The organism is Aromatoleum sp., from assembly GCF_032027225.1.
Taxonomy (GTDB): domain Bacteria; phylum Pseudomonadota; class Gammaproteobacteria; order Burkholderiales; family Rhodocyclaceae; genus Aromatoleum.
In genome coordinates, this window is the sequence record NZ_JAVSMM010000009.1 from 114,500 (window position 1) to 131,159 (window position 16,660).

Here is a 16,660-nt window from a genome sequence, read left to right on the forward strand (position 1 = left end):
ATCGGTCAAAACAACAGAGAGGAGGAACAAGAGATGGAGATCAGGACGATCGGCGTCATCGGCGCCGGAACGATGGGCAACGGCATCGCGCAGGTCTGCGCGGTCGCCGGTTACGACGTGGTGATGGTGGATATTTCGGCCGAAGCGGTCGACCGCGGCGTCACGACGATCGCGGCGAGCCTCGATCGGCTCGTGAAGAAGGAGAAGCTCGCTGCGGGCGACCGCGACGCTGCCCTCGCGCGCGTCCGCGGCACGACAAAGCAGGCCGACCTCGCCGGCGTCGACCTCGTCATCGAGGCCGCGACCGAGAACGAAGGGCTGAAGCTGAAGATCCTCGCCGACATCGACGCACTGCTCAAACCCGAAGCGATCATCGCGACGAACACGTCGTCGCTGTCGATCACGAAGCTCGCCGCCGCGACCAAGCGTCCCGAGCGCTTCATCGGCACGCACTTCTTCAACCCGGTGCCGATGATGGCGCTGCTCGAACTGATCCGCGGCCTGCAGACGACCGACGACACGCTCGCCGCGGTCGAGGCGTTCGCGAAGCGGATCGGCAAGACGACGATCGTCGCGAAGAACAGCCCGGGCTTCGCGGTGAACCGCATCCTGTGCCCGATGATCAACGAGGCCGTCTTCGCGCTGCAGGAAGGGCTCGCGTCCGCGGCCGACATCGACGAAGGCATGAAGCTCGGCTGCAACCACCCGATCGGCCCACTCGCGCTCGCCGACCTGATCGGGCTCGACACGATGCTCGCGGTCATGGAGATGTTCTACGCCGGATTCAACGATCCGAAGTACCGCCCCGCGCCGCTCCTGCGCGAGATGGTCGACGCCGGCTTCCTCGGTCGCAAGAGCGGCCGCGGCTTCTTCGACTACCGCTGAGGAAGCCGTCATGGATTTCTCCCTCTCCCCCCAGCTCGCCGCGCTGCGCGACCGCGTGCGCGCGTTCGTCGCCGACGAAATCATCCCGATGGAAAAGGACGCGCGCCAGACCGCGCACGGTCCGACCGAGGCGCTGCGCCGCGAGCTGATCGCGAAGGCGAAGAAGGCCGAGCTGCTGTCCGCGCACGTGTCGCCGGAATACGGCGGGCTCGGCCTCGACCACCGCAGCAAGGCGGTATTCTTCGAGGAAGCCGGCTACTCGCTGCTCGGGCCCGTCGCGCTGAACATCTTCGCGCCCGACGAAGGGAACATGCACCTGATGGAAGTCGTCGCGACGCACGCGCAGAAGGAGCGCTGGCTGCGCCCGCTCGCGGCGGGCGAGACGCGCTCGTGCTTCTGCATGACCGAGCCCGACCCGGGCGCGGGCTCCGACCCGTCGATGCTCGCCACCACCGCCGTGCGCGACGGCGACGACTTCGTCATCAACGGCCGCAAGTGGTTCATCACCGGCGCCGAGGGCGCGGCCTTCGCGATCATCATGGCCAAGCTCGAGGACGGCCGCGCGACGATGTTCCTGTCGGACATGGACCGCCCCGGCATCACCGTCGAGCGTTCGATGGACACGCTGGACCACTGCTTCCCCGGCGGCCACGGCGTCGTGCGCTTCGACGATCTGCGCGTGCCGGCGACCGACATCCTCGGCGCGCTCGGCGAGGGCTTCAAGTATGCGCAGGTGCGTCTCTCCCCCGCCCGACTCACGCACTGCATGCGCTGGCTCGGCGCCACTCGACGCGCGCACGACATCGCGACCGACTACGCGCGCCGCCGCCACGCGTTCGGCAAGCCGCTCGGCAGCCACGAGGGGGTCGGCTTCATGCTCGCGGACAACGAGATGGACCTGCACGCGGCGCGGCTGGCGATCTGGCACACCGCGTGGGTGCTCGACCAGGGCGAGCTCGGCATCCACGAATCGAGCATGGCGAAAGTCATCGCGTCGGAAGCCGCGTGGCGCGTCGTCGACCGCTGCGTGCAGATCCTCGGAGGCCAGGGCGTGACCGGCGAGACCGTCGTCGCGCGGATCTTCGCCGACATGCGCGCGTTCCGCATCTACGACGGCCCGTCGGAAGTGCATCGCTGGAGCATCGCGAAGCGCGTCATCAAGGGCCTCGCCGGCCCGCAGGCGGCGAAATGACGCGCGCGCATCGACAAGGAGATCCGTCATGAACGACACGATGCGCAGCGCGCTCGAACGCTTCGTCGCGACCGCCGCCCGCGCGAATGCGGTCGCGATCGCGGAGGCGAAGCTGCTCTCCGGCGGGGCGATCCAGGAGAACTGGCTCGTCCGCGCCGAAATTTCCGGCGGCCCGCACGCGGGCGTGCTCGACGCGGTCGTGCGCACCGACTCGCCGTCCGGCGTCGCGGTGAGCCACGGGCGCGCACAGGAGTTCGCGCTGCTGAAGGCGGCGTTCGGTGCCGGCGTCACCGTGCCCGAACCGCTGTGGCTGTGCGAGGACCGCGAAGTCATCGGCCGCCCGTTTTTCGTGATGCGCCGCATCGCCGGCACCGCGGCCGGCCACGTGCTCGTCAAGGACGAGCGGCTCGGCGGCGACCGTGCGAAGCTCGCCGAGCGCCTCGGCGCCGAGCTCGCGCGCATTCACTCGATCCGCCCGCCGCGCGCCGACCTCGGCTTTATGCCGACGCACGACGAGTCGCCAGCGCTGCATTCGGTCGTGCGCTTTCGCGCCTATCTCGACGCGCACCACACACCGCACCCGGCGCTCGAATGGGGCCTGCGCTGGCTGGAGCGCCACGCGCCCGCGCGCGGCGATTACGCGCTGGTCCACGGCGACTTCCGCACCGGCAACTACATGGTCGACGAGCACGGCCTCACCGGTGTGCTCGATTGGGAGTTCGCGCACTGGGGCGACCCGATGGAGGACATCGGCTGGTTCTGCGCGCGCTGCTGGCGTTTCGGCGCGGTCGCGCGCGAAGCCGGCGGCATCGGCGCGCGCGACGATTTCTACCGCGGCTACGAGAGCGTCTCCGGCAAACCGCTCGACCGCGAGCAGGCCCGCTACTGGGAAGTGATGGCGCACATGAACTGGGCGGTCATCGCGATCCAGCAGGCCGAGCGCCACGTGTCGGGCGAGGAAACCTCGCTGCTGCTCGCGCTGACCGGCCACATCGTGCCGGAGCTGGAATACGAAATCCTGACGATGACGGAGAACTGAAATGCGCGACCAACCGACAGGCGAAGAACTCCTCGACACCGCGCGTGCGGTGCTGCGCGACGACCTGATCCCGGCGCTGCCTGCCGACAAGCGGCACGCGGCGCTGATGATCGCGAATGCACTGTCGATCGCGGCGCGTCAGCTGAAGGCCGGCGACGCCGGCGAGCGGGCGGAACTGGCGGCGCTCGAAGGGCTGCTGTCCGAGCCGTTCGCCACGCACACCGACGATGGACCGTCGTTGCGCGACGCGCTCGCCGCGGCGAACCGCAAGCTTTCCCAATGGATCCGCGCGGGCCGGGCCGATCACGGAGCCCTGCGCGACAGCGTCCGTGCGCACCTCGACGACGTGATCCGGCGCAAGGTCGCCGAAAGCAACCCGAAATACCTCGGAGCGAAGGCATGACCGAGGGAGTCGCCTGCCCTCCGGCCCTGCCGGGCACCCGCTGTCGGCGTCGCATCTACCTGATGCGCCATGCAGACGTCAGCTACTTCGACGCCGACGGACGCCCGCTCGACCCGCGCACCGTCCCGCTGACCGCCGAAGGCCGAAGCCAGGCGCAGGCGGCCGCGGGAATGCTGGCGAAAGTGCCGTTCGACCTCGCGATCTGCTCCGGGTTGACGCGTACCGTCGAAACCGCCCGCCTCGTGCTTGGCGAGCGCGACCTGCCGCTCATCGAAGAGCGGCGATTGCGCGAAGTCCGCGGCGGCCGGCTCGCGGAGGTTCCGACCGACGCGCTCGAGCGGACGGTCGCGTTCGCCTACGACGGCGCGGCCGACCCCGATGGCGGCTTCATCGGCGGCGAACGCTGGACGGACTTCGGCGCGCGCATCGGCGACGCGTGGCACGACCTCGTCGCCCGCGACGACTGGCTGAACCTGCTCGTCGTCGCGCACGACGGCGTCAATCGCGTCCTGATGTCGCAGGTCGTCGGCATCGGCCTCGCAGGGCTGAAAGCGTTCGAGCAGGATCCCGCCTGCGTGAACATCATCGAACTGGACATCCGCAACGGTGAGGTCGAGCGGGCCTATCTGCGCGCCGTGAACATCGCCGCCTACGACCTCGTCCGCGACGGCCAGCATCTGATGGTGATGGAGAAGATTCACCGCAACTACGCGGCGGGCCGGACGGTCCAGGCGCGGTCGGTTCAGGAAGCGGATGTGCCGGACGCGGTTCCGGAATGAGGCGTGACAGGCAGCAACGTTCGGACGCAGCCGAAAGGCGCAGTCGGGGCACACACGCGAACGATTCGCTGCCTTTCATCGCCTTACGACCATTCCGCATCGGTTTCCGACGTGCCGACCGAGCCCGCGCGCGTCGCGAACCCTGCGAACGGAAGTACCATCGCGAGTCGGACCCGGACGGCATGACGCACCGACTCCGACGCCGCTGACGAATCGCCAGCGGCTCCGCCAGGCGCAGTCCCCGGCGCGCCCGGCGAAGACGAGACCGAAAGAACAACGATCACGGAGACTTCCATGAACCACCCCGAATCGAACAAGCTCGAATCTCCCCTGCTCCACTTGCGCGACGGCGCGATCGCGCACCTGCGCTTCAACCGGCCGCAGGCGTTGAACGCCGCGGACAGCTCGACCGCCGCCGCCTTCCTCGACGCGTGCCAGAGCATCGCCGCCGACCCCAGCGTGCGGGTCGTCGTGATTTCCGGAGAGGGCCGCGCCTTCATGGCGGGCGGCGACATCGCGCAATTCCGCGACGACCCGGCGTCCATCCCGGAAACCCTGATCGGTCCGCTGCATCAGGCCGTCCGCATCCTGACGACGCTTCCGGTGCCGGTCGTCGCGAGCCTCCACGGCGCGGTCGCCGGCGCCGGGATGAGCCTCGCACTCGCGTGCGATCTCGCCGTCGCGGCCGACAACACGCGCTTCAACTTCGCGTACGTCAATCTCGGCACGAGCTGCGACCTCGGCGCGTCGTGGTCGCTGCCGCGTCTCGTCGGCCTGCGCCGTGCGCTCGAGATCGCGCTGCTGTCCGACCCGATCGACGCCGCCGAGGCGTTGCGTCTCGGTCTGGTCAACAAGGTCGTCGCAACCGATGCGCTCGCGGACGAAACGCTTGCGCTCGCCCGGCGCCTCGCATCCCTGGCCCCCTCCGGGCAGGCGATGCTGAAGCAGCTGATGCGCGAGTCCTTCTCGCGCGACCTGCCCGACCAGCTCGTCGCCGAGCAGCTCGCGTTCGCGAAGTGCGCGGCGACGAAGGACTTCGGCGAGGCCGTCTCCGCGTTTCTCGAAAAGCGCCGGCCGGTCTTCACCGGCAGCTGAGCCGCCGGCTCCGCGTTCAGCGCTACCACCCCGCCCCGAGAAAGAACCGAACTCCAATGGAGAGCAAAACCTCATGAACCCCGTGCTTCTCGTCGAGACCCGAGGGAAAGTCGGTCTGATCCGCTTCAACCGTCCCGAAGTGCATAACGCGATCAACGAAGACGTGATGAACGCGCTGAGCCAGGCGCTCGACGCGTTCGAAATCGACGCGAACATCGCCTGCGTCGTGCTCACCGGGTCGGAGAAAGTCTTCGCGGCCGGCGCCGATATCGCCGCGATGCAGAGTCTGGAATTCGTCGACGCGTACACGACGAACTTCGTGACCCGCAACTGGGACCGGCTGAAGACCTTCCGCAAGCCGGTCATCGCGGCGGTCAATGGCGTCGCGCTCGGCGGCGGCTGCGAGATCGCGATGATGTGCGACATCATCTTCGCTGCCGACAACGCCCGCTTCGGCCAGCCAGAAGTCAAGCTCGCGACGATCCCCGGCGCTGGCGGCACCCAGCGCCTGCCGCGCCTCGTCGGCAGGACGAAGGCGATGGACATGGTCCTGACCGGCCGCCTGATGGACGCGCAGGAAGCCGAGCGCAGCGGCCTCGTCGCGCGCATCTTCCCGCCCGAGCGCGTGCTCGAAGAGGCCCTCGCGACCGCCGCGACGCTCGCCGAATACTCGCTGCCGGTGCTGCTGATGCTCAAGGAATCGGTGAACCGGGCGTACGAGGCGCCGCTCAACGAAGGCCTGCTGTTCGAGCGCCGCATGCTGCACGCGACCTTCGCGCTCGAGGACCAGAAGGAAGGCATGGCCGCGTTCGTCGAGAAGCGCAAGCCGGAATTCCGGCACCGTTAGGCGGCGGGCGGCGGCGGTTCGGGGCGCCGCCCGAGCGGCAGCGGGAGCGAGGACTCGGAGCCACTTCCGTCGCCGACGCAACCCTGCTTCAGACCACGCCGCGCCGGCAATCAGCTTGGCGCGGCGTCCAGCCCCGTCTGCGCGAACCACTCTTCGAGGAACTCGACGCAGACCCTGACCCTCGCCGACACCGACAGTCGGGACGGATAGACCGCCCACACGTCCGCCTGCTGGAAGTAGTCCGGCAACACCGGACGCAGCAGGCCGGCTTCGATCTCGCGGCGGACGTCCCAGGTCGAGCGCAGGATGATGCCGTGGCCGTCGATCGCCCACTGGCGGACGATTTCACCGTTGTTGGCGGATAGCGGCCCGCTCACCTTGATCGCGGCGGGTCCGTCGGGGCCTTCCAGTTCCCAGCGGCCGAAATTCTGATCGCGCTCGCGGATCGGGATGCAGCGATGCGCTTGCAGCTCATCGAGCGAACGCGGGGTGCCGAACCGCTCCAGATAGCCGGGCGATGCACACAGCACCCGTCGATTGCGGGCGACGCGGCGCTTGATGACGTTGCCCTCGCGCACCTGGCCGACGCGGATGTCGAGCTGGAAACCCTCCTCGACGAGGTCGACCGGACGGTCGAGCAGTTCCACCTGGATCTCCAGCAGCGGAAAGCGCCGGGCGAGTTCAGACAGCGCCGGCGCGAGGCGGTTACGGCCGAAGCCCGTGCTGCAGCACAAGCGCAGCAGGCCGCGCGGCGCCGCCTTCTCCCGCGAAATCGCCTCGCCCATCAGCTCGACGTCTTCGACGATGCGCTGCGCCCACTGATGGACGATCTCGCCCTGTGCGGTCAGCGACACGTTGCGCGTCGTGCGGTGGAAGAGCTTTTCCTGTACCGCCGCTTCCAGCAGCGCGATGCGCTTGCTCACGACCGCTTTCGAGATGCCGAGCTCGCGCGCGGTCGCCGCGAAGCTACGATGGCGGGCGACGATGCAGAAGAGTCGCAGGTCGTCGAGCTGAGGTTTGATGTTCACGGTTCGTGTTCACGAGATTCACAATCGAACGGATTGTAGATATCCGTGTGACCCCTAAGCTAGCCGGACCTTAATTTCCGAAGCGAAGGAGATCGACATGAAGCACCGGATCGCGGTGATCGCCGGCGACGGCATCGGCAAGGAAGTCATGCCCGAAGGGCTCCGGGTGCTCGACGCGGCGGCGCGCAAGTTCGGGCTCGACCTCGAATTCACCGCGTTCGACTGGGCCCACTGCGACTACTACCTCGAACACGGCAAGATGATGCCCGACGACTGGTTCGAGCAGCTCCGGACCTTCGACGCCATCTATTTCGGCGCCGTCGGCTGGCCGGAGACGGTCCCGGACCACGTGTCGCTGTGGGGCTCGCTGCTCAAGTTCCGCCGCCATTTCGACCAGTACGCCAACGTCCGCCCGGTGCGCCTGATGCCCGGCATCCCGTGTCCGCTGGCGGGCAAGGAAGTCGGCGACATCGATTTCCTGGTCGTGCGCGAGAACACCGAAGGCGAATACTCGTCGATCGGTGGCCGCATCTTCGAGGGCACCGATCGCGAAACCGTGATCCAGGAGTCGATCTTCACGCGCCAGGGCACCGACCGCATCCTGAAATTCGCGTTCGACCTCGCGCAGAAGCGCCCGAAGAAGCACCTGACTTCGGCCACCAAGTCGAACGGCATCGCGATCAGCATGCCGTACTGGGACGAGCGCGTCCAAGCGATGGCCGGCAGCTACCCCGACGTGCGCTGGGACAAGTACCACATCGACATCCTGACCGCGCGCTTCGTGCTGAGCCCGGAGCGCTTCGACGTCGTAGTCGCGTCCAACCTGTTCGGCGACATCCTGTCCGATCTCGGACCGGCCTGCACCGGAACGATCGGCATCGCGCCGTCCGCAAACCTGAATCCCGATCGGACCTTTCCGTCGCTGTTCGAGCCGGTGCACGGCTCCGCGCCGGACATCTACGGCCACGGCATCGCCAACCCCGTGGCGATGATCTGGTCGGGCGCGATGATGCTCGACTTCCTCGGCAAAGGTGACGCGCGCTACCAGGCCGCGCACGACGCGATCATGCAGGCGATCGAGCACGTGCTGGTTGCCGGGCCGCGGACGCCGGACATGGGCGGCAGCGCGAAAACCGTCGATCTCGGCGCAGCCATCGCCGCGGCGGTCGAACGCGGGATTGCTTAAACCGGCCGGTCAATCCAGCCGTTCTCCCTGAGTCCGTCGATGGGCCTGCGAAGGCTTCGGCGGGCTCGGCCCGAGCGGCATCGGATTGCCCGGCTAGAACCCTTCGCCCCGCCATAGCCTTCTCCGACTTCGGAACTGCCCGCGGACCGTGCCCAATGCGCGGTCCGCGGGCAACTACGCCGACCGCGTGTCAGCCAGCGAGATACTCCTCGGTCGACTTGACCGTCGCATACGCGAATGCGAACGCCGCCATCATTGCGGCGTGCACCTGCCGGGCCGGCACTTTCACGTCGCCGAACTCCAGGTCGAGGGTCGCGCAGGCGTCGTGCAGCACGGTGACCGAGTAACCGAGGTCGGCTGCTGCGCGAACGCCCGCATCGACGCACATGTGGCTCATCGCGCCGACGACGACCACTTCCTCGACACGCCGCTCGTCGAGCAGATGCTTGAGATTCGTTTCACGGAACGAGTTCGGGTAATTCTTGACGATCACGGCCTCGCCTTCACGCGGTGCGACGGCGGCCTGGATCTTCACCCCGTCCGAACCGGGCACGAAGAACTGTGCGTCCGCCTTCGCGAATTCGTGACGGACATGGATCACCGGCACGCCGCTCGCGCGGGCGTCGGCGATCACCTTCGCCGCATTCGCGACGGCGGCCTCGATTCCGGTCAGCGGAAGCTTGCCGGTCGGCAGATACTCGTTTTGAAGGTCGATGACGACCACTGCACGCTTGCTCATGGTGGACTCCTGTGGAAGTGCTGCTGGAAAACGGCCTCGATATCTTTCGCGATCGGCGGCATGCTGCGAAGTGGCGCGATCGACATCTTCGGGGGCAAAACGGACATATGCGGGACAGAGACATCATCGAGATCGGGATCCTGCTCTACCCGGGGGCGCAGATGGCGGCGGTGCTCGGCCTGACCGACCTGTTCGCGGTCGCGCAGCGCATCGCCGGCGAACACGCCGCCGCTGCGCCGCAACTGCGCGTCACCCAGTGGCAGCTGCAGGAACCGGGCGGCGCGATGGTGCGCATCCAGGATTCCATGCTCGGACCGGACAGTGTGCCGAAAGTGCTCATGCTGCCGCCCAGCCTCGACGAGCCGATCTCGCCGGACACGGTAGCTCCCTACCGCGACTGGTTGCGCGCGCAGCACCGGGCTGGCGTCACGCTCGCGTCCATCTGCGCCGGCGCCTTCCTGCTCGGCGAAACCGGCCTGCTCGACGGCCGCACGATCACGACCCACTGGCACTACGCCGAACGCTTCGGCGCGCGATTTCCGGACGTCAGCCTGGATGTCGACCAGCTCATCATCGACAGCGACGACATCATCACCGCCGGCGGCGTCATGGCGTGGACCGACCTCGGACTGCGGCTGGTGGACCGCTACCTCGGTGCGGCGATCATGATCGGCACCGCGCAAATGCTGCTCGTCGATCCGCCCGGGCGCCAGCAGCGCTATTACAGCGCGTTCTCGCCGCGACTCGCGCATGGCGACGCCGCCGTCCTCGCGGTACAGCACTGGCTACACGAGACGGGTGCGCGGGACGTGACCCTCGCCGACCTCGCCGAGCGCGCCCGCATGGAGGAGCGCACCTTCCTGCGCCGCTTCCAGAAGGCCACCGGCATGACGACCACCGAGTACTGCCAGCGCCTGCGCGTGGGCCTCGCGCGCGAAATGCTGCAGGCGAGCCGCCTGCCGGTCGAGCGGGTCGCGTGGGAAGTCGGCTACGGCGACGCGGGGGCGTTCCGCAAGGTCTTCGCGCGAATCGTCGGACTCACTCCGGGCGAATACCGACGACGCTTCAATGCCGGCTGACGGGCGACAGCCGCCATTGCCGGCAGCGGCCGCGGCGGCTCATCTCACTGAATATTGGCATCACTCCTCGAGCGAAGGCCGCAGTATCAGGACCGGGATGCGGCCATAGGTGAGGACCTTGCGTGCCTCGCTGCCGACCAGCAGGCTGCGCAAACCCTTGCGGCCGTGTGATCCCATGCAGATGAGGTCGGCACCGCAGCCGCGCGCCGCGTCGAGGATCGCCTCCGCAGGCATGTCGCTCACGGCGACGAGCCCGGCGTAGGGCACGCACGACTGCTCGCACAGTTCGCGCGCGTAGCCGAGATAGCGCTCCGCCAACCTGTCTTCGAACTGCTGGAATTTTTCCGGCGTCACCGGCGCGATGAAGCCGCTTTCGCCGAAGCGCGCATCCGGGTACGGGGGCTTCGCGTAAAAGGCGGTGAGCCGGGCGCCGAGCGCCGCGGCGAACTCGACGGCCTGTCGAACGGCCGCCTCGGACAACGGCGAACCGTCGGTCGGAACGAGAATGTGCTTGAACATCGGAAGCCTCTGCGGATTGGCGGCGACTGGCGGCGAGATCGCAACAATGCGGACAACAAGGCGAGCGGACGGCCCGGCACAAACCGGGCTCATAACGATCCGCGCGCCCGCCTCGTCCCCCGGGGTCAGCGCCAGTCTCCACCCCCGAGCGCCTTGTACAGCGCGATCTCGCTCGATAGCTGTGCTAGCCGGCTGCCGAGCTGCTGCTGCCGTGCACCGAGCAGCGTCCGCTGGGCGTCGAGCACCGTGAGGTAGCTCTCGACGCCGGCGCGGTAGCGCTGGTCGGCGAGCTCGAGGTAGCGCCGGTTGGTGTCGACCAGATCCTGCTCGGCCTTCAGCTGCGAGGTGAAGGTTTGCCGCGCCGCCAGACCGTCGGACACCTCCCGGAACGCCACCTGGATCGCCTTCTCGTAGTCGGCGACTGCGATGTCCTTTTGCAGCTCCGCGTAGTCCAGGCTCGCCGCGAGCCGCCCGGCGTTGAAGATCGGCAGGCGGATCTGCGGCATGAACGTCCAGAAGCCCGAGCCGCCGTCGAAGAGACCCGACAGCTCGCTGCTCGCCGTCCCCGCCGCCGCGGTGAGCGAGATGCTCGGGAAGAACGCGGCTCGCGCGGCGCCGATATTGGCATTCGCGCTGCGCAGGCGGTGTTCGGCGGCAAGGATGTCGGGCCGGCGCTGCAGCACTTCGGCGGGCAGTCCGACGGGGAGATCCGCCAGCAGATCGGTGCCAGGCACGCCTTCGCCCGCTTCGGTTCGCGGGACCGGCGCCCCGAGCAGGACCTGCAGCCCGTTGGCATCCTGCGCGACGCGGCGCAGGAACTGCGCTTCCTGCGCTCGGGCGGCGTCCACCGCGCTGCGCGCCTGGCGCACCTCCAGCTCCGACGCGGCACCGGCGTCGAAGCGCCGCTGGATCAAGTACAGCGAGCCTTCATAGGCTTTCAGCGTGTCACGCACGAGCCCGAGCTGCGCCTGATCGGTCCGCAGGTTGAGCCACGCCGTCGCCACATCGGCCGTCAGGCTCAAGCGCAGCGCGCGCTGGCTGGCCTCCTGCGCCAGATACGCCTCCAGCGCGGTCTGCTCGAGGCTGCGCACACGGCCGAAAAAGTCCAGCTCGTACGCAGCGACACCGAGCCCGACCGAATACTGGCTGCTGGTGCTCGTTTCGCCATTCATCGACAAATCGGCCGGCAGACGCTGGCGCGTGCCGCTGCCGTCGACATTCACCGACGGGAAGCGATCGGACCGCTGGATGCGGTACTGCGCGCGATACGCCTCGACACGCAATGCCGCGGCGCGCAAGTCGCGGTTGTTGTCGAGCGCGACGCGGATCAGCTCCTGCAGTTCGGGCGCGCGGAAAAACGCCTCCCAGCCCAGCGGCCGGGCGTCCATGTCTGTCGCAGCGGCGCCGTACGCGTCGCCAGTCGGCCACGCGGCCGGGGTCGGTGCCGCCGGGCGCTCGTAGGCGGGAATCATCGAGCACGCGCCGAGCGCACCGCTCAGGGCCAGCGCCGTGCCGAGTTTCTTGAGAGACGTACTCAACATCATTTCACCTCCGGCGCCGGAAGCGCGGCGACGTCATCGGCCGGCGCCTTCTTTCGGAACACACTGCCGACCACGTAGTAGAACAGCGGCACGAAAAAGATCGCGAGGAAGGTCCCTGCGAGCGTGCCGCCGACCACGCTGGTGCCAATCGAGTGCTGGCTGCCGCTGCTCGCGCCGGTCGCGACCGCGAGCGGGATCACGCCCATCACGAAGGCCAGCGAGGTCATGATGATCGGCCGCAGCCTCATGCGCGCCGCGAGCACCGCCGCGTCGAACAGGTTGCGACCTTCGCGCTCGTGCAGTTCGCGCGCGAACTCGACGATCAGGATCGCGTTCTTCGCGGCGAGGCCCATCGTCGTGATCATGCCGATCTGGAAGAACACGTCGTTCGACAGTCCGCGGCCCAGCGTTGCGAGCACCGCACCGAGGATGCCGACCGGCACGACGAGGATCACCGAGAACGGAATCGACCAGCTCTCGTACAGCGCCGCGAGGCACAGGAACACGACGACCAGCGACAGCACCAGCGTGAAAGTGCTTTGCGAGCCCGCGAGGCGTTCCTCATACGACAGGCCGCTGAAACTCAGGCCGATGCCCGGCGGCAACTGCTCCGCGAGGAGCTCGACGGTCGCCATCGCATCGCCGCTGCTGAAGCCCGGCGCCGCCTGGCCGAGGATCTGTACTGCCGGCAGGCCGTTGTAGCGTTCGAGCTTGGGCGAGCCGAAGGTCCAGTGCCCACTGGCAAAGGCGGAGAACGGCACCATCGCACCTTGGGCGTTGCGCACGTACCACTTGTCGAAGTCCTCCGGCGCGATGCGCGCATCAATGTCGCCCTGCACGAACACCTTCTTCACGCGGCCGCGATCGATGAAGTCGTTCACATAGGCCGAGCCCCACGCGACCGACAGCGTCTCGTTGATCGCGCTGAGGCTCACCTGGTGCGCCCTCGCCTTCTCGTCGTCGATGACGATCTGGTACTGCGGCTCGTCGGACAGGCCGTTCGGGCGCACCAGGCGCAGGCCGGGTTCCTGCGAAGCCATCCCGAGCAGCTGGTTGCGCGCCGCCATCAGGGCCTCGTGACCGACGCCGGCGTTGTCCTGCAGGTAGAGGTCGAAGCCGGTCGCGTTGCCCAGTTCCAGGATGGACGGCGGCACGATCGGGATCACCGTCGCGTCCTTGATCGCCATGAAGCGGCCGAAAGCGCGGCCCGCCAATGCCTGGACCGTCGCGGCCGGGCTCGTGCGCTCGGCGAAGGGCTTCAACTCGACGAAAGCGATGCCCGAGTTCTGCCCGCGACCGGCGAAGTTGAAGCCGCTCACGGTCATCACCGACGCCACGTGTTCGCCCTCGTCTTTCAGCAGGTAGTCGCTCACTTCGGCGAGCACCGTTTCCGTCCGCTGCATGCTGGCGTTCGACGGCAGCTGCACCTGCACGAGCAGGATGCCCTGGTCCTCCTCGGGCAGGAAGGCCGTCGGCAACCGCATGAACAAGGCGCCGAGCACCGCCAGCAGGACGACGTAGATCGCGAGGAAGCGCTTCTTGCGACCGAGGATGCCGGCGACGCCGCGTCCGTAGCTTTCCGAACTCGCGTTGAAGCGACGGTTGAACCAGCGGAAGAAGCGGTTCTGCTCGCCATGTTCCACGTCCTTCGCGCGCAAGATCGTCGCGCACAGGGCCGGAGTGAACATGATCGCGACCAGCACCGACAGCGTCATCGCGGTCGCGATCGTGATCGAAAACTGGCGATAGATGATGCCAGTCGAGCCGCCGAGGAAGGCCATCGGCACGAACACCGCCGAGATCACCAGGCCGATGCCGACGAGCGCGCCGGTGATCTGCTGCATCGACTTCTTCGTCGCCTCCTTCGCCGACAGCCCCTCCTCGTGCATGATGCGTTCGACGTTCTCGACGACGACGATCGCGTCATCGACGAGCAGGCCGATCGCCAGCACCATCGCGAACATGGTCAGGATGTTGATCGTGAAGCCGGCCGCGAGCAGCACCGCGAAAGTGCCCAGCAGCACGACCGGCACCGCGAGCGTCGGTACCAGCGTCGCGCGCAGGTTCTGCAGGAAGAGATACATCACCAGGAACACGAGCACGATCGCTTCGATCAGCGTCTTCACGACCGAGTCGATCGACGCGCTCACGACCGGCGAGGTGTCGTACGGATAGACGACCTTCATGCCGGCGGGGAAGTAAGGTTCGAGCGTGGCGATGGTGTCGCGCACGTTCTCGATGGTTTCCAGCACGTTCGCGCCGGTCGCAAGGCGCAGCGCGATGCCGGAAGCCGGCTTGCCGTTGTGGGTGCCGGCGATCGAGAAGTTCTGCGCCCCGAGGCGGACCTCGGCGACGTGCTTCACCCGCACCTGCGCGCCGTTGGGTTCGACCTTGAGCAGGATGTTCTCGAACTCGGCCGGCGTGGTCATGCGCGTCTTGCCGAGCACGGTCGCGCTCAGCTGCACGTTGTCGCGCGTCGGCAGGCCGCCCAACTGGCCCGCCGAGACCTGCACGTTCTGCGCGCGGATCGCGGCAATGACGTCGGACGGCGTGAGCTGGTAGCTGTTGAGCTTGGCCGGGTCGAGCCAGATGCGCATCGCGTTGGGCGCGCCGAACACCAGGAAGTCACCGACGCCGGGGGTGCGCGAGATCGGGTCCTGGATGTTGGAGACGATGTAGTCGGACAGGTCGAAGTTGCTCATCGAACCGTCTTCCGACACCAGGCCGACCACCAGCATGAAGTTCATCTGGTATTTCGCGACGCGGATGCCCTGCTGCTGGACTTCCTGCGGCAGCATCGGCGTCGCCAGCTGCAGCTTGTTCTGCACCTGGACCTGGGCGATGTCCGGATCGGTGCCCTGCTCGAAAGTGACGACGATCTCCATGCTGCCGTCGGAGTTGCTCGCCGACGAGATGTAGCGCAGACCGTCGAGCCCGTTCAACTGCTGCTCGATGACCTGCACGACCGTGTCCTGCACCGTCTGCGCGGATGCGCCGGGGTACACGACAGTGATCAAGACGGCCGGCGGCGCGACGTCGGGATACTGGTTGACCGGCAGCTTGAGGATCGACAGCGTGCCGGCGAGCATCACGACGATCGCCAGCACCCACGCGAAGATCGGGCGTTCGATGAAAAATCGGGACATGGGCGCTCCTCAGCCTTCGCGACCGGCGCGGAAGCGCGTCACGATCTCGACGTTGCGGGCGGGTACGGCCTCGACCTGCAGACCGGGGCGCAGGCGCTGCAGCCCTTCGGTGACGACCTGCTCACCCGCCTGCAGCCCGTCGCCGACGAGCCAGGTGTTACCGACCGTGCGCAGGGTCGTGACTTCGCGCGGATTGGCGACGCCATCGGCGCCGACCACCCACACCGAGGCCCGCCCGCTCGCGTCGCGGCTCACCGCCTGCTGCGGAACCAGGATTGCGTCGGGGCGGATGCCGCTTTGCAGTTCCGCATGCACGAACATGCCGGGCAGCAGCTTGCCGTCTGGATTCGGGAAAGTCGCGCGCAGCACCACCGAACCCGTGCCCTGATCGACGCCGATCTCGGCGAACTTCAGCTTGCCTTCGAGTGGATAGATGCTGCCGTCCTCGAGCTTGAGCCGGACCCTGGTCGCGGCGTTCTGCTCGATCGCCTGCGTCCCGTCGGCGAGCGCGCGCTGCAGGCGCAGGATCTCGCCGGTCGACTGAGTGAGATCGACGTGGATCGGGTCGATCTGCTGGATCGTCGCGAGCGCCTGCGGCTGGCCGTTCGACACCAGACCGCCTTCGGTCACCAGCGAACGGCCGATGCGCCCGGAGATCGGCGCGAGCACCTTCGTATAGACGACATCGATGCGCGTCATGTCCACGTCGGCCTGCGCCTGGTGCCATGCGGCCATCGCGTCGTCGTATTGCTGCTGGCTGATCGCGTTGGTCGCGCGCAGCCCTTCGTACCGTTTGGCCAGGCTCTCGGCCGCGCGCAGGTTCGCCTCGGCCTTCTTCTGTCGTGCGCTATAGGTCGCCGCGTCGATCTGGTACAGCGGCTGGCCGGCCTTGACCGTCGCCCCTTCCTCGAAAAGGCGCTTTTGCAGGATTCCGCTCACCTGGGGACGCACTTCGGCTACACGGAACGCGCTCGTGCGGCCGGGCAATTCGGTAGTCAGCGGCAGCGCCTGCGTTTCCAGGCTGTAGGTGCCGACCTGGACCGGGCCGCCGGGAGGCGGAGCCTCGGGCGCCTTGCCGCAGGCGGCGAGCGCGGTGACGATCGCGAGCGGCGCGACGCGCAGAAAGAGTGAGCGGGGCAGATTCATTTGATTTTGTTCTCCTGGAGGACTGTTGTCGGCAAG

General features: G+C 67.8%; 15 protein-coding genes. 9 read left to right on the plus strand and 6 right to left on the minus strand.

Features of this window, described 5'->3' with window-relative positions:
- Window positions 1-33 precede the first annotated feature (33 nt).
- The 7 genes from ROZ37_RS11960 to ROZ37_RS11990 all read left to right on the plus strand — a co-directional run bounded on the left by ROZ37_RS11960 (window position 34) and on the right by ROZ37_RS11990 (window position 6,240).
- Window positions 34-885, plus strand: coding sequence for a 3-hydroxybutyryl-CoA dehydrogenase (locus ROZ37_RS11960; RefSeq protein WP_312659619.1), 852 nt, complete (start codon window positions 34-36; stop codon window positions 883-885).
- Between the two features lie 10 nt (window positions 886-895).
- Window positions 896-2,077: an acyl-CoA dehydrogenase family protein gene (locus tag ROZ37_RS11965; protein ID WP_312659620.1), complete on the plus strand. Its 1,182-nt coding sequence runs from the start codon at window positions 896-898 to the stop codon at window positions 2,075-2,077.
- A 28-nt stretch (window positions 2,078-2,105) separates the two neighbouring features.
- A complete protein-coding gene (locus tag ROZ37_RS11970) occupies window positions 2,106-3,116 on the plus strand; it encodes a phosphotransferase family protein (RefSeq protein ID WP_312659621.1) in 1,011 nt (336 codons plus the stop codon).
- A gap of 1 nt (window position 3,117) precedes the next feature.
- Entirely contained in the window at window positions 3,118-3,519 is a 402-nt protein-coding gene (locus ROZ37_RS11975; protein ID WP_312659622.1) for a DUF6285 domain-containing protein, read from the plus strand.
- A complete protein-coding gene (locus ROZ37_RS11980; RefSeq protein ID WP_312659624.1) occupies window positions 3,516-4,298 on the plus strand; it encodes a histidine phosphatase family protein in 783 nt (260 codons plus the stop codon). The genes ROZ37_RS11975 and ROZ37_RS11980 overlap by 4 nt, the downstream gene beginning before the upstream one ends.
- A gap of 294 nt (window positions 4,299-4,592) precedes the next feature.
- Complete coding sequence (locus ROZ37_RS11985) at window positions 4,593-5,393, plus strand: enoyl-CoA hydratase-related protein (protein ID WP_312659626.1); 801 nt, start codon at window positions 4,593-4,595, stop codon at window positions 5,391-5,393.
- 73 nt (window positions 5,394-5,466) lie between these two features.
- Window positions 5,467-6,240: an enoyl-CoA hydratase gene (locus tag ROZ37_RS11990; protein ID WP_312659628.1), complete on the plus strand. Its 774-nt coding sequence runs from the start codon at window positions 5,467-5,469 to the stop codon at window positions 6,238-6,240.
- 110 nt (window positions 6,241-6,350) lie between these two features.
- Here ROZ37_RS11990 and ROZ37_RS11995 read toward each other — a convergent pair whose 3' ends face one another.
- Window positions 6,351-7,268 (minus strand): LysR family transcriptional regulator, encoded by a 918-nt coding sequence (locus tag ROZ37_RS11995; RefSeq protein ID WP_312659630.1) that lies wholly within the window; start codon window positions 7,266-7,268, stop codon window positions 6,351-6,353.
- 97 nt (window positions 7,269-7,365) lie between these two features.
- On the opposite strand from ROZ37_RS11995, the gene ROZ37_RS12000 reads away from it, so the two are divergent.
- Window positions 7,366-8,454 carry a tartrate dehydrogenase gene (locus ROZ37_RS12000; RefSeq protein ID WP_312659632.1) on the plus strand — a complete coding sequence of 363 codons (1,089 nt, stop codon included), beginning with the start codon at window positions 7,366-7,368 and terminating at the stop codon, window positions 8,452-8,454.
- A 190-nt stretch (window positions 8,455-8,644) separates the two neighbouring features.
- Here ROZ37_RS12000 and ROZ37_RS12005 read toward each other — a convergent pair whose 3' ends face one another.
- On the minus strand, window positions 8,645-9,193 hold the full coding sequence (locus tag ROZ37_RS12005) for a cysteine hydrolase family protein (RefSeq protein WP_312659634.1): 549 nt from the start codon (window positions 9,191-9,193) through the stop codon (window positions 8,645-8,647).
- A 107-nt stretch (window positions 9,194-9,300) separates the two neighbouring features.
- On the opposite strand from ROZ37_RS12005, the gene ROZ37_RS12010 reads away from it, so the two are divergent.
- Complete coding sequence (locus ROZ37_RS12010; protein ID WP_312659636.1) at window positions 9,301-10,272, plus strand: GlxA family transcriptional regulator; 972 nt, start codon at window positions 9,301-9,303, stop codon at window positions 10,270-10,272.
- 60 nt (window positions 10,273-10,332) lie between these two features.
- Here ROZ37_RS12010 and ROZ37_RS12015 read toward each other — a convergent pair whose 3' ends face one another.
- From ROZ37_RS12015 to ROZ37_RS12030, 4 genes are all read right to left on the minus strand, one after another.
- Window positions 10,333-10,791, minus strand: coding sequence for a universal stress protein (locus ROZ37_RS12015; RefSeq protein ID WP_312659638.1), 459 nt, complete (start codon window positions 10,789-10,791; stop codon window positions 10,333-10,335).
- A 125-nt stretch (window positions 10,792-10,916) separates the two neighbouring features.
- On the minus strand, window positions 10,917-12,335 hold the full coding sequence (locus ROZ37_RS12020; RefSeq protein ID WP_312659640.1) for an efflux transporter outer membrane subunit: 1,419 nt from the start codon (window positions 12,333-12,335) through the stop codon (window positions 10,917-10,919).
- Window positions 12,332-15,478, minus strand: a complete 3,147-nt coding sequence (locus ROZ37_RS12025; protein WP_312659642.1) for an efflux RND transporter permease subunit — start codon at window positions 15,476-15,478, stop codon at window positions 12,332-12,334. The genes ROZ37_RS12020 and ROZ37_RS12025 overlap by 4 nt, the downstream gene beginning before the upstream one ends.
- A gap of 9 nt (window positions 15,479-15,487) precedes the next feature.
- Window positions 15,488-16,624 (minus strand): efflux RND transporter periplasmic adaptor subunit, encoded by a 1,137-nt coding sequence (locus ROZ37_RS12030; protein WP_312659644.1) that lies wholly within the window; start codon window positions 16,622-16,624, stop codon window positions 15,488-15,490.
- Window positions 16,625-16,660 lie beyond the last annotated feature (36 nt).